The 25,578-nt window shown below is 60.8% G+C and carries 23 protein-coding genes and 1 tRNA gene; 18 read left to right on the plus strand and 6 right to left on the minus strand.

Annotation, left to right across the window (positions count from 1 at the left end; genetic code table 11):
* Positions 1-150 precede the first annotated feature (150 nt).
* Positions 151-867, plus strand: a complete 717-nt coding sequence (locus ACVWXC_RS09460) for a MotA/TolQ/ExbB proton channel family protein (RefSeq protein WP_011431587.1) — start codon at positions 151-153, stop codon at positions 865-867.
* Positions 868-870: 3 nt separating this feature from the next.
* Positions 871-1,296 (plus strand): ExbD/TolR family protein, encoded by a 426-nt coding sequence (locus ACVWXC_RS09465; RefSeq protein ID WP_011431588.1) that lies wholly within the window; start codon positions 871-873, stop codon positions 1,294-1,296.
* A gap of 33 nt (positions 1,297-1,329) precedes the next feature.
* Here ACVWXC_RS09465 and argF read toward each other — a convergent pair whose 3' ends face one another.
* On the minus strand, positions 1,330-2,247 hold the full coding sequence (argF, locus tag ACVWXC_RS09470; protein ID WP_187147178.1) for an ornithine carbamoyltransferase: 918 nt from the start codon (positions 2,245-2,247) through the stop codon (positions 1,330-1,332).
* Positions 2,248-2,379: 132 nt separating this feature from the next.
* Positions 2,380-3,675, minus strand: coding sequence for a carboxyl-terminal processing protease CtpC (gene ctpC / locus ACVWXC_RS09475; protein WP_011431590.1), 1,296 nt, complete (start codon positions 3,673-3,675; stop codon positions 2,380-2,382).
* A 248-nt stretch (positions 3,676-3,923) separates the two neighbouring features.
* Between ctpC and ACVWXC_RS09480 the strand changes: the two genes are divergently transcribed.
* From ACVWXC_RS09480 to ACVWXC_RS09495, 4 genes are all read left to right on the plus strand, one after another.
* Positions 3,924-5,291, plus strand: a complete 1,368-nt coding sequence (locus ACVWXC_RS09480) for a glutamate-5-semialdehyde dehydrogenase (protein ID WP_457392312.1) — start codon at positions 3,924-3,926, stop codon at positions 5,289-5,291.
* Positions 5,292-5,554: 263 nt separating this feature from the next.
* Positions 5,555-6,100, plus strand: a complete 546-nt coding sequence (locus ACVWXC_RS09485) for an RNA recognition motif domain-containing protein (RefSeq protein ID WP_011431593.1) — start codon at positions 5,555-5,557, stop codon at positions 6,098-6,100.
* A gap of 91 nt (positions 6,101-6,191) precedes the next feature.
* Entirely contained in the window at positions 6,192-6,986 is a 795-nt protein-coding gene (locus ACVWXC_RS09490) for a DsbA family protein (protein WP_011431594.1), read from the plus strand.
* A 23-nt stretch (positions 6,987-7,009) separates the two neighbouring features.
* Positions 7,010-7,705, plus strand: a complete 696-nt coding sequence (locus ACVWXC_RS09495) for an HNH endonuclease (RefSeq protein WP_099884437.1) — start codon at positions 7,010-7,012, stop codon at positions 7,703-7,705.
* Positions 7,706-7,779: 74 nt separating this feature from the next.
* Here the strand turns inward: ACVWXC_RS09495 and ACVWXC_RS09500 are convergent, their stop codons facing one another.
* On the minus strand, positions 7,780-8,853 hold the full coding sequence (locus ACVWXC_RS09500) for an SPOR domain-containing protein (protein WP_187147160.1): 1,074 nt from the start codon (positions 8,851-8,853) through the stop codon (positions 7,780-7,782).
* Positions 8,854-9,048: 195 nt separating this feature from the next.
* Positions 9,049-9,465: a hypothetical protein gene (locus ACVWXC_RS09505; protein WP_011431597.1), complete on the minus strand. Its 417-nt coding sequence runs from the start codon at positions 9,463-9,465 to the stop codon at positions 9,049-9,051.
* A 97-nt stretch (positions 9,466-9,562) separates the two neighbouring features.
* Between ACVWXC_RS09505 and recJ the strand changes: the two genes are divergently transcribed.
* The 8 genes from recJ (at position 9,563) to ACVWXC_RS09545 (ending at position 17,817) form a co-directional block, all read left to right on the plus strand.
* Entirely contained in the window at positions 9,563-12,025 is a 2,463-nt protein-coding gene (gene recJ, locus ACVWXC_RS09510) for a single-stranded-DNA-specific exonuclease RecJ (RefSeq protein ID WP_457392306.1), read from the plus strand.
* A gap of 22 nt (positions 12,026-12,047) precedes the next feature.
* Positions 12,048-12,713 carry a metallophosphoesterase family protein gene (locus ACVWXC_RS09515; protein WP_011431599.1) on the plus strand — a complete coding sequence of 222 codons (666 nt, stop codon included), beginning with the start codon at positions 12,048-12,050 and terminating at the stop codon, positions 12,711-12,713.
* A gap of 50 nt (positions 12,714-12,763) precedes the next feature.
* Positions 12,764-13,357, plus strand: a complete 594-nt coding sequence (rdgB, locus tag ACVWXC_RS09520; RefSeq protein WP_011431600.1) for an RdgB/HAM1 family non-canonical purine NTP pyrophosphatase — start codon at positions 12,764-12,766, stop codon at positions 13,355-13,357.
* Between the two features lie 192 nt (positions 13,358-13,549).
* Entirely contained in the window at positions 13,550-14,671 is a 1,122-nt protein-coding gene (locus ACVWXC_RS09525) for a hypothetical protein (RefSeq protein ID WP_457392301.1), read from the plus strand.
* 15 nt (positions 14,672-14,686) lie between these two features.
* Positions 14,687-15,301: a dTMP kinase gene (gene tmk / locus ACVWXC_RS09530; RefSeq protein ID WP_457392298.1), complete on the plus strand. Its 615-nt coding sequence runs from the start codon at positions 14,687-14,689 to the stop codon at positions 15,299-15,301.
* Between the two features lie 123 nt (positions 15,302-15,424).
* Complete coding sequence (locus ACVWXC_RS09535) at positions 15,425-16,411, plus strand: CHAD domain-containing protein (RefSeq protein WP_457392295.1); 987 nt, start codon at positions 15,425-15,427, stop codon at positions 16,409-16,411.
* A gap of 97 nt (positions 16,412-16,508) precedes the next feature.
* Positions 16,509-17,573, plus strand: a complete 1,065-nt coding sequence (locus ACVWXC_RS09540; protein WP_457392292.1) for a polyamine ABC transporter substrate-binding protein — start codon at positions 16,509-16,511, stop codon at positions 17,571-17,573.
* A gap of 100 nt (positions 17,574-17,673) precedes the next feature.
* Positions 17,674-17,817, plus strand: coding sequence for a high light inducible protein (locus ACVWXC_RS09545; protein ID WP_414346668.1), 144 nt, complete (start codon positions 17,674-17,676; stop codon positions 17,815-17,817).
* A gap of 212 nt (positions 17,818-18,029) precedes the next feature.
* Here ACVWXC_RS09545 and ACVWXC_RS09550 read toward each other — a convergent pair whose 3' ends face one another.
* Positions 18,030-22,598, minus strand: a complete 4,569-nt coding sequence (locus tag ACVWXC_RS09550) for a response regulator (RefSeq protein ID WP_457392289.1) — start codon at positions 22,596-22,598, stop codon at positions 18,030-18,032.
* A 285-nt stretch (positions 22,599-22,883) separates the two neighbouring features.
* Here ACVWXC_RS09550 and ACVWXC_RS09555 point away from each other — a divergent pair, with 285 nt between their 5' ends.
* On the plus strand, positions 22,884-23,261 hold the full coding sequence (locus ACVWXC_RS09555) for a hypothetical protein (RefSeq protein WP_457392286.1): 378 nt from the start codon (positions 22,884-22,886) through the stop codon (positions 23,259-23,261).
* A gap of 57 nt (positions 23,262-23,318) precedes the next feature.
* Here the strand turns inward: ACVWXC_RS09555 and ACVWXC_RS09560 are convergent.
* Positions 23,319-23,401 (minus strand) — tRNA-Leu (locus ACVWXC_RS09560).
* A gap of 121 nt (positions 23,402-23,522) precedes the next feature.
* Between ACVWXC_RS09560 and tgt the strand changes: the two genes are divergently transcribed.
* From tgt to ACVWXC_RS09575, 3 genes are all read left to right on the plus strand, one after another.
* On the plus strand, positions 23,523-24,626 hold the full coding sequence (tgt, locus tag ACVWXC_RS09565; protein ID WP_457392283.1) for a tRNA guanosine(34) transglycosylase Tgt: 1,104 nt from the start codon (positions 23,523-23,525) through the stop codon (positions 24,624-24,626).
* Between the two features lie 101 nt (positions 24,627-24,727).
* Positions 24,728-24,877, plus strand: a complete 150-nt coding sequence (locus tag ACVWXC_RS09570; protein ID WP_240527777.1) for a hypothetical protein — start codon at positions 24,728-24,730, stop codon at positions 24,875-24,877.
* A gap of 3 nt (positions 24,878-24,880) precedes the next feature.
* Positions 24,881-25,339, plus strand: a complete 459-nt coding sequence (locus ACVWXC_RS09575; protein WP_240527776.1) for a hypothetical protein — start codon at positions 24,881-24,883, stop codon at positions 25,337-25,339.
* Positions 25,340-25,578: the final 239 nt, after the last annotated feature.

Genomic DNA, 25,578 nt, shown 5'->3' on the forward strand with positions numbered 1-25,578 from the left:
AGGTCGGAGAGGTGGCTGGGGTTCACGTGGGATGATCCAGGATGCCAGAAGGTGCAATTCCAGCCACTCAAAAGGGATCCCAGCCCTGCCGAGAAAGTGCTATGACAAGATGAGCGTGAATTGCCGCTAGAAGGGGGTAACTAGGATCGTATGGATAGAGTCTTGCAGCTCCTGATCCAGGGTTGGTACTATTCCATCCCCCTGTTGACGTTCTCAGTCTTCTCGGTGGCCTGTTGCATCGAGCGGGCCTTGTTTTGGTGGAAAGTCACCCACCGGCAGGAGGAGGTGGTGCGGCAAGCCCTGAGCCAGTACCGCCGCAACCCACGCGCTGCCCAGTACCTGCTGGAGCAAAATGCGGATCTCCCCATTGCCCGCATCTTTTTGGCCGGCCTGGAGCTGAACGAAGCCAGCCCCGAAGATTTTAAGCTGGCCCTGGAGACAGCCTTGGCGGCAGAGGTGCCCCTGCTGAAGCGCTTCAATACGGTCTTCGACACCGTCATTACCGTTGCCCCCTTCCTGGGCCTGCTGGGCACCGTTACCGGCATCATCCAGATCCTCAGCTCCATCCAACTGGGGGATATCGGCGGCACCGATACGCAAGGGGTAGGGCAGGGGATCGCCGAAGCTCTCTACTCGACCGCTTTTGGGCTGATCGTGGCCATTCCCACCTTGCTAATCTCCAACGTCTTCCGCTCTCTGTACCTGCGGCAGCTCTCCAAGATCCAGGAGTACGGCGGCGAGCTGGAGTTGCTGCATCGCCAGCGGCAAGAGATGCAAGCCCAACAGCTTTCCCAGTATTCTTACGCCAAGCCCAGCCCCAGCGGCAGCTCCACTCTTCCTCCCTACTCCCCCCTTGAGCCCTCCTAGCCTATGCGCATCCCCGAAGAAAACTTTCGATCCGGCGAGATCAACATCGTGCCCCTGATCGATGTCATCTTCTCGATCTTGGTGTTTTTCGTCATCGCCAGCCTGGTGCTTACCCGCTCGGAGGCCCTCGATGTCAATTTGCCAGAGGCCTCCACAGCCGAAGCCCGCCGCCAGCCAGACGTTACGGTGAGCATCACCGCTGAAGGCCAAATTGCCGTCAACCGCAAGGCGATTGCCAATCTTGCCGCCCTGATCCCAGAGGTGGAACGCGTCCTGGCCGAGAAGCCGGCTGAAGGGCGCCGCCTGGTGGTGATCAACGCCGATTTGGCTCTCTCCCACGGCAAGGTGGTGGAGGTGATGGATACCCTGCAGCGACTGCCCAACGTCAGCCTGGCCATCGCTGCCCGCCGCCCTGCCAATAACCGTTGACAGGCTCCCCTCTGGGGCCGGGGGTGAGGGCCATCACCCTGCCCCCAGCAGTTGGATCAGGAGCGCTTTTTGCACGTGGAGGCGATTTTCTGCTTGATCCCACACCCGGGACTGGGATCCCTCCAAGACCTCGGCGGTGATCTCCTCTTCCCGGTGCGCGGGCAGGCAGTGGAGCACAATGGCCTCGCGAGCCGCCTGTTTCAGCAGCTTAGCATTGACCTGGTAGGGCAGGAAGTCGGCTTTGCGCGCCTCGGCCTGGTCTTCTTGGCCCATGCTGGCCCACACGTCGGTATAGACCACCTGGGCTCCCGCGACCGCTTCGTAGGGATCCCGCAACACCCACACCTGCGATCCCTGGGCCAAGGCTTGCGCTTCTGCTACTACTGCCGCATCTGGCTCGTAGCCGGGGGGGGTGGCGACGCGGATGTGGATCCCGCTCATGGCACAGCCCAGCAGCAGGGAATGGGCAACATTATTGCCGTCGCCGCAATAGGCCAAGGTCAGGCCCGCCAGTTGGCCGAAGTTCTCCTGGATGGTGAGCAGATCGGCCAAAACTTGGCAGGGGTGAAACTGATCCGTGAGGGCGTTGATCACGGGGATCTCGGCATATTCGGCAAAGATTTCCAGCTCCCGCTGGTTGTAGGTGCGAATGGCAATGGCGTCCAGGTAGCGGGAGAGAACGCGGGCCGTATCCTGCAGAGGCTCGCCGCGGCTCATCTGCATCGCCGTCGGCACCAAATCTAGGGTGCTGCCCCCGCACTGGGCCATGGCAGCGGTAAAGCTGACGCGGGTGCGGGTAGAAGCCTTCTGAAACAACAGCCCCAGCACCCGGCCGCGCAGATCCACCCGATAGGGATCCCGCTTCAGTTGCGCCGCTTGGACCAGCAAGGCCGCTAGCTCCGCCGGGCTCAGGTCGCTGAGTTTGAGCAGATCCCGCCCGGCTAAGTTGATGGATCCTACAGCTTGCAACCCCGCCATCGCGCTTCACCGCCTCCGCAAACAACTTCCGGCCCGCGCTGCTGCCTGCTCGCCAGCGCAAGGCCGCTACTCAGCAAGGTCTCGCAGCCTGGGCCCCAACGCTGGCTAGAGGGAAGAGGAACGCATTGGCTCCTTGGCCTGTTGCTGGCGGGCCGAGATCTGCGCCTGGAGGGCCTGGATAGCGGCGGCATATTGCGGGTCGGCGGGAGTCGCCACCAACTCGCGATCCCGGCTGAGGCGATTGAGATCTTCTTCGGACAGTTCCACGACAATGTCAGGGGTGATGCCTTTGTGATCGATATCGGTGCCTTTGGGGGTGCGATAGCGGGCGATGGTCACCGCCAGGCCCGACCCATCGGAGAGGGGATGCACCGACTGCACTAGGCCCTTGCCAAAGGTTTGCGTGCCCACGATCACGGCGCGCCGGTTATCCTGCAAAGCCCCCGACAAGATCTCGCTGGCGCTGGCGGATCCTCCATCCACCAAGACAGCCAAAGGCTTGTCGGTGAGGGCGCTGTTGTTGGCCGTGAGGCGATCCTGCTCCCCTTGCCGGTTCACCGTCGAGACAATGCTGCCCCGGTCGATCCACATGCGGGCGATCTCGGCGCTGGAGTAGAGCAGCCCCCCCGGATTGGCCCTCAGATCCAGCACATAGGCGGCCACCCCTTGTTTCTCCAGCTCGCGAATGGCCTGGCGCACCTTGTCGGCGGCATTGCCGGAAAACTGGGTGATGCGGATGTAGCCAATGGGCAGGCCATTTTCCTGGTGAACCGCATAGCGCACGGTGGCCAGCTCAATTCTCTCCCGCACCAGGTCGAACACCTTCAGCCCTTCCCCCTCGCGGCGGATGGTCAGCCGCACCCGTGTGCCCGGCTCGCCGCGAATGAGGCTGACGGCGGTGTTGGTGTCCATCCCTTCGGTGGATTTGTCGTCGATGCGCACGATTACATCTTTGGACTTGATCCCGGCCCGGTCGGCGGGGGATCCTTCGATGGGGGAGATCACCACCAGCTCGTTGGTCTCTTGATCCATGCCCAGCGTGATCCCCACCCCGGTCAGCTCACCGGATGTGTCAATTTGCATGCTGGCGAACTGGTCGGGATCCAAGAAGCGGGTGTAGGGATCGTTCAGTTTCTTCAGGGCTTCGCGAATGGCTGCATAGGCATCTTCTCGGGTGGCATATTCTCGGCTGAGCAGATCCCGCCGCACCGCCTCCCAGTCGACGGAGTTGAAGGAAGGGTCGACGTATTCGCGATTAACAATCTGCCAAACTTCGTCCACCACTTCCTTGGGATCCCGGCGAAACCCTGCCCAACCCGGCATGGATAGCTGCACCCCGACAAGCGACACGGCTGTGACCACTGCAGCCGTTGCACTCACCACAAACCCACGCTTTCTCATTGGCTCTCCTGGAAGACAAGGTCTAAAAGTCGAGGTTAATCTCCAGCTTTTGGGGGTTTCGCCCAGAGGCTCTTCCCTGCCCCAACTTTATCTCAGGGACAAAGCAGTGCTGCCTGCCCCAGCCGGTGGTATCCAAAGTTTGGTAGGCTGCAAATGGTACAGCCCAACTGTGCCCAACGTAGCACAGGGATCCCTGCAAAGGTGCTCTCGCGATCACATTTGCAAAGGCGCTTTTTCTTCTGGAGTCCATGTCTCTTGTAACCGACTCTCCCAGCCTGCCGGAAGCTGCTGCTGACTCGCCCCTGCTGGCCCAGGTGCAGTTGGCTCGCGCTGCCGCTCGACGCACGGCTACCTTGCCCACTGCCATTAAAAATGCCGCCCTAGAGGCCATGGCCACCGCTTTGCTGGAACACCAAGAGGCCATCTTGGCAGCCAACCAGGCGGATTTGGAGCAGGCAGCGGAGCAGGTCAAGGCCGGTGAGCTGTCCGCCTCGGCCTACGCCCGCTTGAAGTTGGACGCCCAGAAATTGGCCGACGCGGTGGCCGGGGTGCGGCAGGTGCTGCGGCTGCCGGATCCGGTGGGGCAGGCCTTGCTGATCTGGGAACTGGATGAGGGGCTGGTGCTGGAGCGGCGCACCTACCCTCTGGGAGTGCTGGGGGTGATCTTCGAGTCGCGGCCCGATGCTCTGGTGCAAATTGCCGCCCTGGCGGTGAAAACCGGCAACAGCGTCCTGCTCAAGGGTGGCTCGGAGGCGCTCTGCTCCTGCCAGGCATTGATGGCGGCCATCCAGGCGGGGCTGCAGCAGATCCCCGAGTTTCCCCAGGGATCTTTGCAGTTGCTCACCAGCCGTGCCGAGGTCAAGGCCCTGCTGCAACTGGAAGGGCTGGTGGATCTCATCATCCCCCGCGGCTCCAGCAGCTTTGTCCGCTACATCATGGAAAATACCCGCATCCCGGTGCTGGGCCATGCCGATGGCCTCTGCCACTTGTACGTAGATCGGGCTGCCGATGTGGACATGGCGGTGAGGCTAACCCTGGACAGCAAAACCCAGTACCCCGCCGCCTGCAACGCCATCGAAACCCTGCTGGTGCACGCAGAGATCGCCCCCCGGTTTTTGCCCCTGGCCGTGCAGGCGCTGCGCGAGAAGGGGGTGGAGTTGCGCGGGGATCCCCGCTGCCGCCAACTGGTGCCCGATCTGATCCCGGCCAGCGAGGCCGACTGGCGCACGGAGTACGCCGACCTGATTCTGGCCATCAAAATGGTGGATTCTCTCGACGAAGCCATTGCCCACATCGAGCGGTACGGATCCCGCCATACCGAGGCCATCGTGACCGAAGATGCCGCCGCTGCCCAGCGCTTCCTCGACGAAGTGGACGCAGCAGGGGTCTTTCACAATGCCTCCACCCGCTTTGCCGATGGCTTTCGCTACGGCTTGGGGGCAGAAGTGGGCATCAGCACCCAAAAGCTGCCGCCGCGCGGCCCGGTGGGTTTGGAGGGCTTGGTGACCTACCGCTACCAACTGCGAGGGCGAGGCCATCTTGTATCCGACTATACAGGCCCCCAGGCCCGACCTTTTCAACATCGAGATCGCCTGAACACCACCGGTTTGTCTTAGGGATCAGGGCCTGCTGCAGCGGCCGACTGTACAAAGCAATCCATGACGGAAACCGTTCTGCTCGTCTGGGTGGCTCCAAGTTAAGGTAAATTAGAAGATAGCCTTGTGATTTGCAAAGGTTGTGCTTTGTGCCCCGCTGTGGTGCAACAATAGACCACCGAAGGCTACTGGGTTTTGAAATTTGCTGTCGGCTTGAGCGCCTTTGACCTAGCACCTTGCTTTTTGGCTGCCTTTTGTTATTTCGATAGGAGCTTCGCTGCATCATGCCCGTTCGTCTGTATGTCGGAAATCTGCCGGAAGAGGTAGATCGTCAGGCATTGGAGAAGCTCTTTAGCTCTGCAGGTGAGGTCATTTCCACCAAGGTGATTCGGGATCGGCGGACAGGCAAATGTCGCGGCTTCGGGTTTGTAACCGTGAGCACCGAAGAGCAGGCGCAGCAGTACATCGAAAAGTTCAACGGCCACAGCTTTGGCGATGTCAACCTGCGCATCGAGATTGCCCAGCGGCGGGAGAAACGGGAAGACGCCGAAGCCAGGGCAGCAGCCTCCAGCTCCCCAGCTAAGGAGTCTGCCAAAGATGCTGGCAAGGATTCTAGGGCGCCCGGGGATCCTGAGCCCCGAGGTTCTTCCAAAGGCTCCAAAGAGTCTGGGGAAAAGTCCGCTCCCAGCAAAAAGCAACGCCAGCGGGGCAACAAAGGGAGTGGAGGCAATGTCGTTGCCGAGACTGAAGGGGCCTTTGAGCCGGATCCCCGTTGGGCCAGTCAGTTGCAGCGGATTAAGGAGCAGCTTCTCCAAGCGACCAACTCCTGATCCCCCCAAAAGCGTGGTGGACATCGCCGCCATCTGGCGTTAGCCTGGTTGAGCTGTACAGCTCTGGGCATACTCGAGAGGGGGTTTTGGGATGGATAGTCTGGCAAGGGTTTTTCGCGCGTGGGGACAGTGCTTGGCCAAAGCTGGGTTCCTCGGCGCGCTGCTGGTTTGGCTGGGGATGAGCAGCGTTGTCCAAGTTGCCCTCGCAGCTCCAGCCGATTTGGAGGAGCAGGTGCTGCAGATCATTCGCAAGCACCCCCAGGTGATCCTGGAGGCGGTGCAGGAGTACCAGCAGCGGCAGTACCAAGAGCAGCAGCAACAACAGCAGAAGTTGGCGGAAGAATTTGGCCGGCAGTTGCGGGAGAACCCGCGTGCCGTCATCGGAGACTCTCCTCAACTGGGATCCGACGCTTTGCGGTTGGTGTTGGTGGAGTTTTCCGATTTTCAATGTCCCTTCTGCGCCCGCGCCCACGACACCCTCAAACAGTTCATGGCCGAGCACGGGAATGAGGTGACCTTGGTGTACAAGCACCTGCCCTTGACCAGCATCCACCCCGAGGCGATGGCGGCGGCTCGCGCGGCCTGGGCTGCCCACCGTCAGGGCAAGTTCTGGGAGTTCCACGACGAGCTGTTTGCCAACCAATCCCAGCTTGGGGATGAATTTTATGTAGCTACCGCCGAGAAGTTGGGCCTAAATGTGGAGAAATTCAATCGGGATCGGCGCAGCCGGGCGGCGGAGCGCGCCATTCAGCGAGATATGGATCTGGCCTCTCAACTGGGCATCGGCGGCACCCCTCATTTCATCTTGAACGGCCTTTCTTTTTCGGGGGCGCAGCCTTTGGAGGTGTTTGAGCAGACGCTGCAACAGGCCAAGCAAGCCCTCTAGCCCGGTTAGAGCCTCAAGTCCAGATGTCGAGTCCCTATCGTTGCCCAGAGTGCGGAGATAGTTTCCTGTTTCGGCCGGATCCCTGCCCCACCTGTGCCAGCCGAGAACGCCAGAAACAGAAGGCTGCCCGCGCCAGGGAAAAACGGGGCAGCTACGACCTGACGGGCCAGGTGGCCGCCGCCGAGTTCTGGCAACTGTTGCGTTGGTACCCCTGCTGCCCTTGCTGTGGCAAGCCCTGGCCGGAGGTGGGATCCGCCCCTGTCCAGGATCACATCATCCCCCTTAGCCGTGGGGGGCCCAACACGGCTGCCAACCTGCAGCCTCTTTGTCCAGCCTGCAACGGCTGGAAGGCGGATTTTCTCATTTGTTTTGACAGAGCCGTGCCGGGGCGGGTGCGACCCTTGCCTCAGCACCTTTGGCCCAGCTTTCGGCGTTGGCTCGGCCTCGGCGGCGTCGAGGAAAAGCAAGCCCGCGAGCGGCAGTTGGATTGGTTGGATCCCGGCCTAGATCTTGGCGGCGGGGATCGCCCCCAACTGGTGCAACAGTTGGCCTATCCCTTGGCCAGCCCAGCCCAATTGCAGGCGGAAACCTTGCGCCTCACGCTGGCGGCGATCTCACTGGAAGAAGGATCCCTGGCGATTCCAACCAGTGGTGCAAAGGGCAGCGAGGCCCAAGCAGCCCGATGGAGCTATTCCCAACAGCCGCGAAACGGTTCCTAATCTCCCCTCTCCCTGAGGGAGAGGGGCTGGGGGTGAGGGAATCCCTGAGGGAGAGGGGCTGAATCCGGCTGCCGCTACTCGACGGGCAGGATGCGGGCGTCAAACCCTGCTTCAGCCAGAGCACGCCGCGCCTGTTCGGCATTGGCCCGTTGCCGGTAGGTGCCCACCTGAATCACTGAGCCGCGCACAAAAGCGTCAGGGGCAAACTGCTGGAGCTTGGGCAGCGCCTCTGCCCCGGCGGATACCACCACCCAAAATCCGCCCGTGCCTTCTGCGCGCAGGGATGCGGCAGAGGGGGTGGGATCCTGAACCAGAAGCGGTCGAGAGCGGCGCAGATCGGCGGGGAAGATCCCGGCTTCGTAGCCTTGGTCGGCCAAGTACCGCACCTGTTCGGCGGCAGCAGCGGGGTCGGCAAACCCGCCGGTGCGCACCACCCGCAGGTCGTCGTAGATCAAGGGCAGGGATCCCTCTAGCAGTTGTTGGAGTGCAGGCCATTTTTCACCGCTGGGATCGGCCACCAACACCCAGTAGCGCTCCCCCTGAGGTGGGTTGGAGTCGGGATCCCCCACAGCTTCCTCTCCTGCCAACGACACCGCCACCGCCGGCAGGCCCTGGGCGGTCAGCCAGCGGGCCTGATCCTGCGCCAGCGACAGGCGGGAGAAGGTGCCCGTCTGCAAAGCCGCCTGGCCGCGGTATTGCACCACAGCAGCCCCTGGAAAGAAGCGGCGCACCCGCTCTTCCAGCCGGGGATCCCCAGTAGGGTTGGGCACTTGGGTGGCAAAGGGCCGCTGCGGATCGAAGGGGGGAGCCGTTGGCGCTGGCGGGGCAGGACTGGGGGAGGGAGCGGGAAAAGCGGGCGGCAGGGGCGGATCCGTCTCTTGGCGGCTCACCACCCGCACCGGCAACCCCAGCCGTTCCAATTCCGCTTGGCGGCGTTGGGCGTGGTTGCGGTTGATGAACGTCCCCGCTAAGATGAACACTTGTCCATCCCCTTGCACGAAATAGGCGTCCGGCACCTGGGCGCGCACCTTGGCCAGCTCGGCTGCCCCATCGGCCAACACGTGAACTTGGTAACGCGTCAGCGCCAGAGCAGCAGGCAGGGCGAGGGCAAAAGCTGCCAGAGATCCGGCCACGAGCGCCGTCGCCATCGCCGGTCGCAGCCAAGGGACGCATGGAAGGAGGCCTGTACAAGTCGTCCCCCCTGAGGCAAGCCACAGGCGAGCAATCCATCTGCGGCGGTTACGCAGCCCAGCGTTCACGGGAGAAGCCCAGATTTAGTGTACCTCTAGTATAGACACGCCGCTGGCCGAGGAGGGTTTGACAACCCCTGTCACCTGCGGTCTTCAGAAGCGACGGCGACGATAGCGCTGGCGACTCGGTCGGCGGAGGGCCGGGGATCCCCCCAGAGCAAAGCGGATGATCTCCGTCTTGTACTGCTGTGAGCCCTCCGTGTAGCGGGCAAGCTGGATGGCGGATCCCTGGCCGGAGGGGAGGGCTGGCAGAGACTGCTCCGGCGTTGCGGCTTCGATGGCGATGAAAAACCGCAAGCGCAGCAGCACCTCCAATTTAGACAGTCGCTCGGTCTGTTCGGGCACGAGGCGGCCCAGAGAGATTTGGAGGCGCGGCCCGCGTCGCCGGGATCCGGGGCGGCTCCAGAGCTGTTGGGCCAACGTCCACAGAGAGGCCTGCTCAGGAGATTTGACCAACAGCTTCAGTCCCGCCAAGGGGTTGAGGCCATAGGTAAGCAGCAGAGAATACATGGGCAGCGGACTGAGGAGCAGAGAGGCGTTTTTGGGTTAGGGTCAAAAGATAGCTCATAGGCCAACTGTAGCACTGCTACCCGCTATCTGAAGACCGATGGCCATGGCCGGGATCCCTGACCAACGCTGGCTGTTTCAGCCTGTGAACCCACTGGCTGCCCAGAGCTTGGCTGAGGCGGTGGGGGTCTCGCCCGTCTTGGCTCAGATCTTGCTCAATCGCGGCCTCTCCAGCCCTGCTGCCGTGCAGCAGTATTTGCAGCCGGATCCCGTCCACCTGCCCCCGCCCAGCCAAGATTTTGCCGATTTGCCGCTGGCGGTGGAATTGCTGGAGGGGGCGATTCGCCGACAAGAGCCCATTGCCATCTGCGGCGATTACGATGCCGACGGCATGACCAGCACGGCTCTGCTGCTGCGGGCGCTGCGGGGCGCTCCAGTGTATTACCGCATCCCCAGCCGCCTCAGGGAGGGCTATGGCCTCAACAACCGCATGGTGCAGGAGCTGCACCGCGAGGGGGTACGCCTCATCCTCACCGTGGACAACGGCATTGCCGCCCATGCGCCCATCCAACTGGCCAAAGAGCTGGGCTTGACGGTGATCGTGACGGATCACCACGACTTGCCCCCCCAGTTGCCCCCTGCCGACGCCATCCTCAATCCCAAACAGCTCCCCCTCTCTTCTCCCTATCGGGGGATGGCCGGGGTGGGGGTGGCCTACCTCCTGGCCCAGGCCTTGGCAGAGCGCCGCGGGGACGAACATTTGGAGCGGGTGGCGCTGGAACTGTTTACGGTGGGCACCATTGCCGATTTGGCGCCGCTGACGGGAGTTAACCGCCTTTGGGTGCGGCAGGGGCTGGCTCTCTTGCCGACTTCCCAGGTGGCCGGGATCCGCGCCCTCTTGGCGGTGATGGGAATGACGGGATCCCCAGAGGAGCTGCGGCCAGAGTGGGTAGGGTTTGGCCTGGGGCCGCGCATCAACGCCATTGGGCGAATTGGCCGACCGGCAATGGGGATTCAACTGCTGACCACCGACGATCCGCAGCAGGCAGAAAAACTGGCCCGCCGCTGCGAACGCCTCAACCAGGTGCGGCAGCAGATGTGTGGGCGCATCGAGGCGGAGGCCCTGGAGCAAATCGCCCGGCAAGGGCGGGATCTGCAGCAAGAGCGAGTGTTGACGATTTTGGGATCCCCGCAGCAGCGCTGGCACAAAGGGGTAATTGGCCTGGTGGCCTCGCGGCTGGCGGAGCGTTTTGGCTGTCCGGTGTTTATCGGCAGCCAGTCGCCCCAGGGGGAGATTACCGGCTCGGCGCGGCAGGGGATCCCGGAGTTCGACGTGTTTCAGGCGTTGGAGTTTTGCAAAGATTTGTTCAGCAAACACGGCGGCCACCCGGCGGCGGGGGGATTTAGCCTGAGGGCGGAAAACTGGCCTCTTTTGGAAGAGCGGCTTCGGCAATTTGCCCAACAGCGGTTGCAGCCGGAACAAATCCGTCCCCTGGTGCAGATCGACGCGGAGGTGGCACTGGCGGATCTCACCTTCGACCTCTACCGCGAGCTGCAGCGGTTGCAGCCCTGTGGCATCGGCAATCCGGAGCCGGTCTTTTGCAGCCGCAACCTGCAGGTGTTGCAACAGCAGCGATTTTGCCCACAGCCTGCCCAAAGGGGGGAGGATACCCCCGGCCACCTGAAGCTGCTGCTCCGGGATCCCGTCAGCCGGGGCCTAGACGGGGCAGGATCCTCACTTGCTGCCCCAGCCAAAGCCCGCAGCCGTCCCCTGTGGGCCATTTGGTGGCGAGGGGCCGCCGCCTATCCCCTGCCGGCGCAGATTGACATCGCCTACACCCTCAAGGCCAAAAGGTGGGGGGAAGAAACCCAACTGGAGCTGGAGATTCTTGGGATCCGGCCTGCCGCAGAAGCCAGCTCTGCCGATCTTTCGCCCGCCGCCGTCGCTCCCACCCTCTCCGATGCCAAAGCTGGCGCCCAGGCAGCACCCTCCCCCCTGCTGATCTACCGCCCTGCCCCCCAGCCCACCCAACCGCTGCGTTGGCAGGCTGTATCTCGATTTTCTGCCCTCCTGCCCCAGGCGCGGGGAACGATCCTCCTCTACGGCTTCCGGCGCCCTACGTTTGTCCTGCCACCGAAGCAGCATCCCTCCCTGACCCTCCACTACGACCGCCCCCAAGCTGGCCATCGCTACAACCAACTGTGGCTGTGGAGTTGGCCTCCCTCTTTGGATCACCTCAAGTGGTTGCTCTCCTGCACTCCCGGCGACGCGCTGCTGATTGTCCTGCACCACCAGGCGGTGCCTCTGCCCTCCGCCGCTGCCTTACAACGGCAATTGCGCCACTACCTGCAAAACCAAGCCCAGGTGGATCTGTTACGCTTGGCCCAGCAATGGTGGCTGTCGCCAGCGCTGTTAGTGGCCGGCCTGCGCTCCCTGGGGTATGCCTGTCCAGAGTTTGGCCCGACAGGATCTTTGGAAGAGGAGCTGGAGGCCCAGCGGGCCTGGTACCGCAGCTCTTGGCAACAAGTGGCTGCCCTGCTGCAGGGATCTCGTCCGCAATAGACCCCTCGCTTCCCGCCAGCCTATGGGAATTAAACTGCTCCTCGGCTCCGACTACCACGGCAACGACCGGCTGATCCGGCAGGCCCTTGACCATCTGCCCCAAGTGGATGCTTACATCAACTGCGGCGATTTCTGTTCCAAGGCCGGCAAGCCCTCCTGCAAAGCCACTCAAGGCTTTCACCCCACAGCCCAAGCCGAGGTGGCCCAGTTGCAATCTTTTCTGGCGGCGGTGGACAGTCTGGGCAAGCCCTGGCTCTTTTTGCCCGGCAACCACGATCCGGCAGCCTCTGTTCTGGAGCCGCTGGCTGGCAGTTGGGGGCGGGCGATTACCCAGTCCTGTTGCTTTGAGTGGCTGGGGCTCCAAGTGCTGGCGGTGCCCTGGACTCCCCCCTGTGGTTGGAGCTGGACCCTCACCCGCAGCCATCTGCAGGAGCTGCTCACCCTCTACGGTCAACCTCCTCGCCCCATTGACCTGTTGCTCAGCCACGCGCCGCCGCGGGGCCTGTTGGACGAAGGCGGAAAATGGTACCACCGCCGCATGCCCACCTTGCGCCCCTTGGTGGATCACCTGCAGCCGCGCTACTACATCTGCGGCCACATGCACTGGGACGGGGGCAAGGTGGAGCGGTGCGGATCCACCCTGGTGATCAACACGGCGCTGCACAACATGGTTCTGGAAATCCCCTGAGCCCCTGGGCAGCCCCCCCACTGTCTGCTGGTTTCCCCTAAGATACCCTTATGGCACGCCCCTTGATCTTGGCCAGCAGCAACTCCGGCAAATGGCGGGAGTTCAGCACCTTTTTTCAGCTCCATGCCCCTGCCTGGGAGCTGCGCCCCCTGCCTGCCGAGCTGACTGTGGAAGAGAGCGGCAGCACCTTTGCCGAAAATGCCCTTCTCAAGGCCAAGGCCGTGGCAGAATCGCTGGGGGAGTGGGCCATTGCTGATGACTCCGGCCTGGCGGTGGCAGCCCTTGGCGGCGCCCCCGGGATCCACTCCGCTCGCTATGCCCCCGACGATGCCGCCCGCATCCAGCGGCTGCTGCGGGAGATGGAAGGGATCCCCAACCGCCAAGCCAGCTTTCACTGCGCCATTGCCCTTGTCGATCCCCAGGGCCAGGTGCGGGCCTTGGTGGAGGGCATCTGCCACGGGGAGATCCTGGCTCAGCCGCGGGGCAAGGGAGGGTTTGGCTACGACCCCCTCTTTTGGGTGCCCGAAGTGGGGCTGACCTTCGCCGAGATGAGCCCGGCGCAAAAAGAAGCGGTCGGCCACCGCGGCCAGGCCCTGAGAGCCCTGAAAGAACAGCTCCTCATCTTGGAGCGCAGTCTAGGCTAGCTTGAAGGTACGGCTGCATTCTCCACGAGGGGGGCCGAGACAATGGCAGCAGCCTGGGCCAGAAAAGGTTTCACGAGGCCGCGGGGGGGATCCCTTGAACCCTAAGGCTGCAGCTCTGTGGATCCTACCTGTCAAAAGGTTTCCTCGGTACAGGAAGATGGGAGTGCCAGTTTTGCGTTGGGAGCCTGAAGAATGACCTTCTCTGAGGAGCGCGATCCAAGCCGGGATCCAAACCGTATTCCAGACTCAACGGCTGCTGCCGGCGAGGGAAGCCGCGGCCAAGCTCCCAACAGCCCAGAGTCCCAAGGCCGGCGTTCCCCGCCCCCCTTGCCGGAGGACGGCTCTACTCCCTCCACTGGAGGTGCCGAAGACTGGCTAGAGGATGAGGAGAGGCAAAACGATGGCAAGACGTCCGCTGCTCGTCTCTCTGGGCGCGGAGGACAGAGGGCCAGCTCAGCCCGAGAAGCTGCCGCCGGATCTTCGCGGGGTGCCGAGACGGAGTCCTCTCGGCCCCGGCCCAGCCGTGCCGGACAAGCCTTGGTTCCCCGGCGCCCTATCTCCAGCAACTGGGGTTACGACGGATCCGCCCGCTCTGACGCCTATGCCGGCTCCTACCGGAGCGACTCCAGCCGTTCTGCAGCTTACGGCTACACCCCCAGCTACGGGGGCAGGGGGGGATATGGAGGGGGAGGACGCAGCAGCAGCTCTTCAGGGGGAGTCTCCTCCTCAGATCTGACCATCCTGCTGGTGGTGGCCCTGCTGGCCTTCTTCGGCGGGTTTGCCATCCGCAACATCTTTGCCGAGTCGGGCGGCTTTGACGATGAGCGCCCCATTCGCGCTGCCAATGTGCCGGCGGCTTTTCGGGATTTTTGCTTTGCCTACAACGGCACCGCCTCCTTTACCGTGGTCCAACTCACCAGTGTCTCTGCCCTCACCGTGGCCTCGGTGCCCATCTACAAAGTGGATACCTGCACCATTCCTGTCAGCCAAACGGCCAATGCCCTGCAGGCCTTGGGCATCCGCGGGCGGGCAAACACCTTGGGCCCGCAACTGGGCGGATCCAACCTCACCCTGATCCAGATCCCCTTGGCCAGCAGCTTGGCCCGCGCCGTCTACAACCAGTTTCCCAGCTTAGCCACTCAGGGTAATGAGGCCCAGGTTTTGTCCCAACTGGAAACCGCCGTCAACAACGCGCTCCGCTCCAACGTGGAGGGGCTGGCCCTGCAAAACCTGGAGCCCACCAACATCCCCGACGTGTACGTGATGGTGCCGGGCCACTCCTTTGATTTGCAACCGCAGCTTAATCTGCGCTAGCCCCCTGACGGCGCCGTGTTCATTACTCTAGAAGGCGGGGAGGGGGTGGGCAAAACCACCCAGCAAGCCCTCTTGGCCGAGCGGCTGCAACGAGAAGGCTACGCCTGCGTGTCTACCCGCGAGCCGGGAGGGACGGCGCTGGGCGAAGCGCTGCGGGAGCTGCTGTTGCACGGGGATCCCCTGACACCGCTGGCAGAGTTGTTTCTATACGCAGCAGACCGGGCTGAGCATGTGCAAAAGTGTATTCTTCCGGCTTTGGCAGCCGGCCAGGTGGTGGTTTGCGACCGCTTCACCGATTCCACCCTGGCCTACCAGGGCTACGGACGGGGGCTGGACCTGGAGAAGATCCGCCAGCTCAACCACTTGGCCACCGGCGGTCTGCAGCCGCATCTCACCCTATGGCTGGATCTCCCGCCTGAGGTGGGGCTAGCTAGGTCTGGGCTTGCCGACAGGCTCGAACAGGAGCGCCTGGAGTTTCACCGCCGCGTCCACCAAGGCTTCCAAGCTCTGGCCGCTGCCGAGCCGCAGCGGATTGTCCGCATTGACGCCGAGGGATCCCCCCTGGAGGTGGCTGCCCGCATCTGGTCGGTGGTCCAGCCTCGCCTGCCGGCAGCAGTCCCAAAGCCCTAGACGAAAGGTTAAGATTTGGTTAAAAAGGGGGGAGCAGGGGGCGGCTCAAGCTAGCCTAGGTAGGCTAGGGCAGGGGGGTTTGCCGCTCTTTGGAGTTGTTGTCGTGGGTAGAGGAGACTTGCGGTGGACCTCATTGCTGCTGAATCGGAAACTGAGAGCCTCGGCAAGACGGAGTCCTCGGAGTCACTCTTGCTCTCGTCTTCAAGCTTGCCCCCGCTAGCTGCTTTGGCCCACCAACTGCTGAGCCAGCAATGGCAGCGGCTGCAGAAGCATGTGGGGAGAGTGCTCAAGCACCACCCGGAGGCGGCAGAATCCCTTCATCAGATCCGGGTGAGCTTGCGCCGCATCGGCACCTGGGTGGAGGTGTTTCAGGGATCCGTGCGCCTGCCCAAGCCGCTTAAACCCAAGCGTTTGCAGAAGCTGACCAGAACTCTGGGCCAGCAGCGGGATCTGGACGTATTGCTGGAAATCCTCCAGGAGCCCTGTTGGCAGGGGCTCCCGGCAGCCGAGCAGGCAGAGCTGAAGGAGTTGGAGGAAGACCTGCGGCAGCGGCAGGCCCAAGCTGAGAAACGTTCCCGTCGCATTTTGGAAGATGCCGACTTTCAAGAGTTTCAGGCAGCCTGCGCCGAGTGGCTGGAGCACCCTCGCTACCGGCCTCCGGCCCAGCTTCCCCTCCGGGAGAGCTTGCCTCACCTGTTGGCCCCTTTGCTGGCTGCCTGGTTCCTGCAGCCGGGTTGGCGGATCCCGGCCTTCCCCGAAACCGAAGCTCAGGCTGAACAACTGCATGACCTGCGCAAAGCCACCAAACGCCTGCGCTACCAGCTAGAGTTTTTTGCCCCCTTCTACGGAGAGACCCTCCAAAGCTGGGTGAAGGCCCTCAAGCGTCTGCAGGAACAGTTGGGCCGCTTTAACGACTTGCAAGTTCTACAGGCCCAGCTACCTGCCGACTCAAGCTTGCAGAACTGGCTGCAGGAACAACAGAAGCTGGCTCTCCAAGATTGGCCCACGCAGCAACAGCGTTACTGTAACCCTGCCGAGCAGCAGCGGCTATATCAGTTGCTCTTCTTGGTTGGGGAGAACAGCAACGGGGAAGTCCAGGTGGTAGGCTAGAGCAGGGGTTTGAACCGCAGTTGGCCGGACAGGATCGCTCCAGATCCATGGCTAGGTGTAAGGGCGACGTCCAGCTCCACTAGGTTTGAAAATGCCCATGAAAAAGAGAATTGCCACGGCCGTTGCTTTGCTCTGCTGTCTACTGGCCCTACTTTTCTTTTGGCGCTTAGGAACTGCTGCCCGAAAACCAACCCTCCAACTCTACATCTGGTCGGAATACATTGACCCAGCCATTCTCACGGCCTTTGAGAAAGCCACTAACAGCCGCGTAGTGGTGAGTGTGTACGAGTCCAACGAGGACATGATTGCCAAGCTGCGGGGGGGCGGCGTCAGCCAGTACGACATTGTCGTGCCCACCGATTATGTGGTGCCCAACATGGTGGAGCTGGGCCTGCTGCAGCCTCTCAACAAAAACCTCATTCCCAATCTCCGCAACCTGGACGAGAAGTTTGTCGGCTTGCCCTTTGACCCAGAAAACACCTACACCGTTCCCTACCAGTGGGGCACCACCGGCATTGGCTACCGCAAAGACCGCCTGCCGGAAAACTTTGAGCGTTCCTGGGGGCTGATCTTTGATCCTAAGCAGCAGTACGGCCCCTTTGTGATGATCGACGAGATGCGCTCTATGCTTGCGGCTGCCGCCTTCTACCTGGGCTTTGACCCCAGTACTACCGTTCCCGCGGAGCTGCAACAGATTCAGGAGCTGTTGATTCAAGCCAAACGCCGCAGCGCCGGCCTCATTGGCGGGGTGGGCGGCAAAAATCAACTGGTCTCCGGGACAGCCAATGTGGCGGTTGTCTACAGCGGCGATGCCCTGCAAGCTGCCGAAGAAAATCCCAGCATTGGCTACTTTGTCCCCCGCGAGGGCGCCCACATTTGGCTTGACGTGATGGCTATCCCTGCCAAAGCTCCTAACCCGGAGCTGGCCAACCGCTTCATCAACTTCATTCTGGAGCCGGAAATTGGCGCCCAACTGAGCAACTACAACCGCTTTGCCACCCCCAACGCTGCTGCCCTACCCAGGATCAACCCCCGGGATCGCCAAAACCCAGCTATCTATCCCGATGAGACGACCTTTGCCAGGCTAAAGTACCTCAAAGTGCTGTCGCAGGAGCAGCTACGTCTGGTTGACGCTGTCTGGACTGCCGTCAAAAGCAGCTAGGGATCCACTGCCTGCGGCTTGTTAGCTCTCGACACAAAACTTGACACTTTTTAATATCTGAGCCACATTGGGAATGTCACCTACTGATGGAGTTGCAGCCATGGAAAACCAAGAAGCTAAGTTTGGCTTTACGCCCTTTGCCGAAAAATGGAATGGCCGGCTGGCGATGCTGGGCTTTGTAATTGGCGTTTTGACCGAGCTGCTCACGGGCCAAGGGATCCTCTCTCAAATCGGCCTGATGTAAGCCCAACCCGCCCGATCGATCGGGTTGAAGCACTAGCTAGATACTGTCTGCCCGGCTGTCCTCTCCCAGATTGATCAAGCAGCCGGGCTTTTGCCTCAATTTCGAGCCAGAACGAGGCCCAAACAGCTGCACCAATTTGCTCCTCTTGATCCCCATCTCCCCTCTCCCTTTGGGAGAGGGGCTGGGGGTGAGGGCGACAAGTCTAAGAAGCCCTAGGCCTCCAAATCCTGCAAGTACTGGCGAATGTCGGCCAAGATCCGCTCCAGCTCCTCCAGCTTCTGGGAAGCGCTGGTCCAGGCTAGCTCATCAGCCTGGGATCCCGGCTGGGCCAATCCCACCCCTAGGTGCTCCAGCTCGCGGGCCACTTGACAGAAGGCATTCGCCCCGACGTTGGCGCTAGCCCCTTTGAGGCGGTGGGCAACTTTCCGCAGCTCTTCAGGGTCACCTTTCGTAACCGCTTGGCGCAGGTGCGGCAACTGGTTCTGGCAATCTTGGACAAACACCTGCAGCAGCTCCCGCTGAAACTGGCGGTCTCCGCCGGTAACTCGATCCAAGTAGGCGGCGTCGATGGGGTAGGGCAGCGTGGGAGCAGAGTTGCCGTTGGCGCCCTCAGCAGAAGGGGGATCGGGCGAGGCAGGCCCATTGGCTGCTCCTGCTGCGGAGGGAGCGATCCTTTGGCTCCAGTGGTTGAGCACTCTTTCCAGATCCTCCTTCAGCACCGGTTTACTGAGATAGTCGTCCATGCCAGCTTGCAAGCAGCGCTCCCGATCCTCCTGCATGGCGTTGGCTGTAATGGCGATCACCACGGTGCGGTGGCCGGATCTCCGTTCCTGTTGGCGCAGGCGGCGGGTGGCCTCGTAGCCGTCCATCACCGGCATTTGGCAATCCATGAGAATAAGGTCATATCTGACCTGCTGTAGGAGATCCAATACCTCCTGACCATTGGCCACCACATCGGCCTTGTAGCCCAAACTCTCGAGCTGGCGCAAAGCCACCTTTTGGTTGACGGGGTTATCCTCTGCCAGCAAAATGCGCAGCGATTGACGGGGACGATCCTCCCTGGGGGTCGTCTGAGGGAGGACGGGCCTCATTCCCAAGAGCGAAGTGGATAAACCAGAAGATTTCCCCAGGGCCATGACCAACGCTTCCTGCAGGCGGCTTTGTTTTACCGGCTTAACCAAGTAGGCGGCAAAGCCGATTTCGGCGGCGCGGCGGGAGTGTTCTCCCAACCCCAGCGAGGTCATCATCACCAGTTGCGTCTGGGACAATTCGGGATCCGCCTTGATCCAGCGGCCCAGGGTCTCCCCATCCACCTCCGGCATCTGCATGTCCAAAACCGCCAAGGGGAAAGGGATCCCTTCCCGCGCAGCCTGGCGCAGCTTGTCCAGAGCTTGATATGCGTTCTCGGCCTCTTCCACCACCATGCCCCAAGCGGTGGCCTGGTAGCGGACAATCTTGCGGTTGGTGGCGTTGTCATCGACTACCAACAGCCGCTTGCCCTGCAAATCCACCGGGACACGAGCAGAAGGCTGGGAAAGCTGCTGGGCATAGGGCTGCCGCTCCAGAGTCAGCTCGACGCTGAAGGTGCTGCCGCGGCCCTCCTCGCTCTCCAGGAAGATCCGACCTCCCATCAGCTCTGTCAGTTGCTTGCAAATGGCCAGGCCCAGCCCTGTGCCCCCGTATTTGCGGGTGGTGGAAGCATCCACCTGGGTAAAGGGCTGAAATAGCTTGGTTTGAGCATCCTTGGGGATCCCGATCCCTGTATCCCTGACCGAGAGCCGCAGTTGGACGTGGGTGGCTGTTTTTTGCAGCAGCTCGGCCTGGATGACCACCTCCCCTTGGTGGGTGAACTTGATGGCGTTGCTGACCAAATTGTTGAGGATTTGGCGCAGCCGCGACGCATCCCCCCGCAGATAGTGGGGCACTTCCGGCGGCACGAGCACCGCCAGCTCCAGGCCCTTGGCGTGGGCAGTGGGGGCAAACAGATCCGCCACCTCTTCCAGACACGAGCGGAGATCGAAATCCAGGATCTCCAGCTCCATTTCCCCGGCCTCCAATTTGGAGAAGTCCAGGATGTCGTTGATGAGAGTCAGCAGCGCGTCGCCACTGACGCGGATAGTCTCCACAAAATCCCGCTGCTCTGGGGTAAGGGGCGTCTCCAGCAGCAGGCCCGTCATCCCCAACACCGCGTTCATGGGAGTGCGGATCTCGTGGCTCATGGTGGCTAAGAAGCTGCTTTTGGCCTGGGCAGCTTGCTCTGCCGCTTTGCGGGCTTGTTCTAGCTCGAGGCTGCGCTTTCTCTCCCGCTCCAAAAGGGCTGCTTGGGTGAGGGCAATGCCAATTTGGTTAGCCAGTTGCGCCAACAGCTCAATCTCAAACGGCTGCCACTGGCGGGGTGCCGAGCACTGGTGAGCCAGCAACAGCCCCCACAGCCGCTGCTCCATCAATAGGGGCACCACCAGGTTGGCCTTGACCTGCATTTTTCGCAGCAGCTCCAGGTAACAGGGCTCCAGCCCTTCGGTCTCCACGTTGCTGACGGCGCGAACGCGGCCCTGGCTGTAGAGCTCGACGTATTTCTCCTGAAAACACCGATCCTCGATCACCTCTCCCATCAAGGAGGGGATCCCCGGCTGGGTTTTCTCGTTGGAGATGATCCCAGAACCATCCGGCTGGAAGCGGTAGACCAAGACTCGGTCGGCTTTGAGCAGGGCTTGGATTTCTGTTACCGCCGTCTCTAGGATCTCGGCGATATCCAAAGATTCGCGGATCTTCAAGCTGAGATTGGCTAGCAACTGAGCCCGGCGGTTTTGCCGCTCCAATTCCTCTGCCGCTTTCTTCTGCTCGGTAATGTTGCGGAAGATGCCTCGCGTAGCCACCATCACTCCATCTTCAAAGCGGCAGTTGACATTGCCCTCCAACCAAACAGTTTCACCAGTGGCCGTGAGGAAAGCTGTCTCTACCCTCTCCAGTTTCTCCCCTGCTAGAAGCTTCTGGAAAAGAGCCTGGCAGTGCTCTCGGCAGTCGGGATGGAGAATGTCGAAGAGGGTCATTTGATAAACTTGAGCTTCGTCATAGCCCAAGGTCTCTTTCCAAGCGCGGTTGACATATAAAAAGTGCCCTTCAGCATCCACGCTTTGGATGAGGTCAGTGGCATTTTCAAAGAGATCCCGGTAGCGCTCTTCGCTTTCTTTCAAGGCCAGCTCCGCCAGCTTGCGGTCGGTGATGTCGATGCCAGTGCTCATGAGAAACTCTGCCTCACCGTTGGCACCGATTAAGGCGGTATTGGTCCAGGCAATCAGCCGCAGTGCCCCTTGCTTGGTGCGCCAAAAGTTCTCATGGCGATTCAAAAAGAGGGAATAGTTGCCCTTGAGCTGTTCAAAAGCTTGCTTTACACTGGGCACGTCCTCCGGCGGGATCAAACCCAAATCCCACAGCAGCCGGCCCTTGACCTCTGCCAGCGAGTAGCCAGAAAGCTGCTCGGCAGCGCGGTTGAAGCGCAAAATGTGTCCCTCAGGATCCAGAACCACCACCAACGCCCCTGCTGTATCGATAACTGCGTTGGTAAAGTCCCGCTCTTGCCTAAGGGATCGCTCTGCCTCTTCTCGCTCGGCAGTCTCCCGGCGGATGAGGAAGTAAACCGAGGCCAAAACCAGGTAAGTAAAAATGAGCCCGCCAAAAGCAATGAGATTGGTTCTAACCCAGGTTAACTGCAGTTCCTGATTGCGTTGCTGCAGAAGGCGATTTTCCTCCTGCTGCAGCACCCGAATCAACTCGACAATTTGCTCCACCAACCTTGGCCCTTCGCTGCTTTCTAGAGCTTCCTGAACGGCAGGTAGCCCCTCTTGCTCCCTCAGCCGGATCAAGTCTTGGATGACTCGTAGCCGTTGCTCCAGCAGCTCTAGGCGCTTCAGACGCTCTTGCTGCAGGGGGTTGTCAGCAGTGAGCTCTTTCAACAAGCGCAGATGGGTGGAGGTGGCATCACGGCTGGCTTGGTACTCACTGAGATAGCGAGGATTATTGGTCAGAAGATAACCATATTGACCGGCCTCGGCGGCGCGGGTTTCCGCCAGCAATCCTTCCAAGTTTTGGATCACTTTTAGAGTGTGGGCCACTCGTTCTGTAAGCTGCGGCAGTTGAGAGGCATTCCGCTGAGCTGAGTAGGTGATCCCGCCCAAAAGCAAGGCAGCCAGGCCAAAACCGGCGGTAACTTTGAGGAGAAAGCGGTTTTTGCGGGCAGGTTTAGTATCCCCCGACTTAGGCAGCAGAGGCGTTTGAGCCAGTTCCCTCAAAGTACGGCGCAGCTCCAGTTGGGCCACCACCTGATGGGCCAGGGCTTGTAATTGCTCCAGTTGTTCTGGGGTCAGGTGCCGAGGCTGATAATCGACAACGCAAAGCGTGCCCAGGGTCTGCCCTTCTGGAGTTACCAGAGGGATGCCAGCATAGAAGCGGATGTGCGGCTCTTGGGTAACAAAAGGGTTGTCGGCAAAGCGGGGATCCTGAGTGGCATCCGGCACCACCAGCGGCTCTTGGGGAGACAAGATGGCGTGGGCGCAAAAGGCCACATCCCGGGGAGTCTCCTGCACATCGACGCCGAATTTGGCTTTAAACCACTGGCGGTGTTCGTCTATGAGAGTCACCAGAGAGATAGGTGTGCCGCAGATGTAGGCGGCAAGGCGGACGATCTCGTCAAAGGCAGTTTCAGGTGCCGTATCGAGAATCTGGTACTGCCGCAGGGCAGCCAGCCGCTCTTTTTCGTTGGGAGGGAGGGGGGCCTTAGGCATAGGTCAAACTAAGCGGAGAGAAAGGGATCCCGATCCACCGATCTCGGAGGTCGATAGTCTCAAGGTAAAAGAGGTAACCCCAGCATAACTTCCAGGCCTCTCCACCGGAAGCTACAGGGATCCGATCCCCAAACCAGCTTCCCATTGGTTCAGTTCGCTACATTTTCACCATGCCTGCGTCAGCTACTCTAGCTCCTGCAAATTAAGCAAGCTTCGAGTTGAAATTTCTCAACGGAAGACTTACTATAGAGCGACGAGCTTTGTAAAGGGGGAATACTCTCAGTTATGCAAAAACTCCAAGACAGTTTGGTAAAAGCTCTGAGCATCGATGGAGCACTGGGGGTAGCGCTGGGGGACTGGAAAACTGGGATGTGCTTGGGATATAAGGGCACCAACAGCCCCGCTTTTCCTGAAGCTAACTTGGAGCTGGCAATCGCCGGAAATACAGAAGTAATTCGCGCCAAAATGCGAGCTGCTGAGTCTCTTAAGCTTACTGACAAAATCGAGGAGATTCTTATCCTGCTGGAGACTCAGTACCACCTAATGCATCTAGTCCAGCACATCTCTGGTTTGTTTTTCTATCTGGTTCTGGATCGAGAGAAAAGCAACTTGGCCCTTGCCCGCATCAAGCTTGGCCAAATCGAAAAGGAGCTGACCCTCTAGAAGTGGAGGTGAAGCCGGACAACCTGGCAGTATCCCCTGAAACCCATTTTGGAGGAGTGCGGAACCGGGGACTTGAACCCCGATGGCATTGCTGCCACTAGAACCTGAATCTAGCGCGTCTACCATTCCGCCAGTTCCGCAGCGATCTATAAGTCTGCCCAAGAAAAGGGATCCCTGTCAAGGGCAGAGGCAGGTTCTGCAAAGGGATCCTACTCTTATGCTAAGCTCGGCTGCGCACTCACTGGATCCAGAGCGCTAACTTTGGCAGCTTTTACCTTTGTTTGCGAGGGCACTTGTCCCAATACCCAGGCGCGGGCAGGATACTTCATTACCCCCCACGGGGAGATCCCCACCCCCTGCTTCATGCCGGTGGGGACTTTGGCCAATGTGAAAACCCTCACCCCTGCCCAACTCAAGGAAACCGGCGCCCACATTATCCTCAGCAACACCTATCACCTCCACCTCCAGCCTGGCGAAAGCATCATCCAAGAGGCCGGGGGGCTGCACCGCTTCATGGCTTGGCCGGGCCCCATCCTCACGGATTCGGGCGGCTTTCAGGTCTTCAGCCTCAGCGCCATCCGCCAAATCGACGAGGAAGGGGTAACGTTTCGCTCGCCCCGCGATGGCCGTCTCATCCGTTTCACCCCGGAGCTGTCTATCCAGATCCAAAATGCCCTGGGGGCAGACATCATCATGGCCTTTGACGAGTGCCCGCCCTATCCTGCTAGCCCTGAGGCGGTGGCGGCAGCGGTGCGGCGGACTACTCAATGGCTGAAGCGCTGCGTGGAAGCCCATCGCCGCTCAGATCAGGCTTTGTTTGGCATTGTGCAGGGGGGAGTTTACCCTGAGCTGCGCCGGCGGGCAGTGGAAGAGGTCTGTCGGTTGGATCTGCCGGGCTATGCCATTGGCGGGGTGAGTGTGGGGGAGCCGGTCGAGTTTATGCACGCCGTTGTGCGGCAAACAGCCCCTCTACTGCCGGCAGATCGCCCCCGTTATCTCATGGGGGTGGGCACCTATGCCGAGATGCGGGCCGCCGTGGCCGCCGGCGTGGACTTGTTTGACTGCGTCATTCCCACGCGCTATGCCCGCCACGGCACCGTGATCAGCCGCGGCCAACGCTGGAACATCAAGAACGCCGAACACCGCCGCAGCCTGGATCCCATCGATCCCGACTGTCCCTGCTACACCTGCCGCCACTTCAGCCGCGCCTATTTATGCCACCTCATCCGCGCCCAAGAGATCCTGGGCTACACCTTGCTTTCCATCCACAACATCACGGAGCTGATGCGCTACACCCAAAAGATGCGCCAGGCCATCCTGGAAGGCAAATTTCATGAGAACTGGGATCCGTGGCGCGAGGGCTGAGCCTCCTCGGAAAGCTTCGTCAATATCAGTAAATGTTCGTGGGTTAGGCTTCCTAATCGCTACAATGAGCGAAGAACCTAGTCTTAACCTCGGAGAGGAGCATGGCTATTCGCACCCTGCAAAGTGTAATTGAGCAGCATATTCCTGGGCTCCCTGGCCTCATCGCCGTCTTGGTAGGGCGGGTCACGGATGGCAAAACGGTAGCCAAAGTAACTTACGCCCGCGATGCCCAGGAAGAACAGGCGCTGTAACTTTTGGGCACCTACGCCAGCGATTTGCTCCAAGCCAACAACCGCCTTTGCCAAACGGTCAGCCCTGAGGAGGAGACGGATTACCTCACAACGGGCTCATCTCATGTGCGGGTGATCCTGAAGTCTTTCCCCAAAAGTCCCTACTTTGTTTTGTTTTTGACCCGCTCCATCACCGACCTCAAAGCAATTTCAGAGCGGATCAAAGCTATCCTCATCGACGGCAAACCGCTGCTGCCTCCTGTTCAAGACGGCACCCTATCCACTGCTCAGGCTTTGATTAGCTACGCCAAGCGCTACGCTCCGGATCCCAACTTTGTCATGCTGCGCTTGTCCCTAAAAACGGGCATTGACCGCATCCGCCTAGAAAAAGGCACCCTAAACCCCCAGGAGCTCCGCATTCTCCACAAAGCGGTATCTGAGGTATTGGGGGTAGAGCGCTTGCCTATTGCCTTGCCTAGCTAAAGGCTAAGGTTGTAGAAGTCGTCAACTGTTGCCCCTTCCTATCGCCTCGAGCTCAAGCCACCTATGTTGGAGCATCTACGCCTTGACCGCGAGCGCAAGCTCATTTCTCTCTTTGGCGAGCCGGTGATTTTCCACTGCCACCACTACAGCCTGTTAAGGGCTCAAGGGGTACAATAGCAGCACTTAGCAAACCAACTTCGGAAGGAGGATGGATTGATCAGTAGTAAAGAAGTCTTCAC

The organism is Thermostichus sp. OS-CIW-20 (assembly GCF_054061455.1).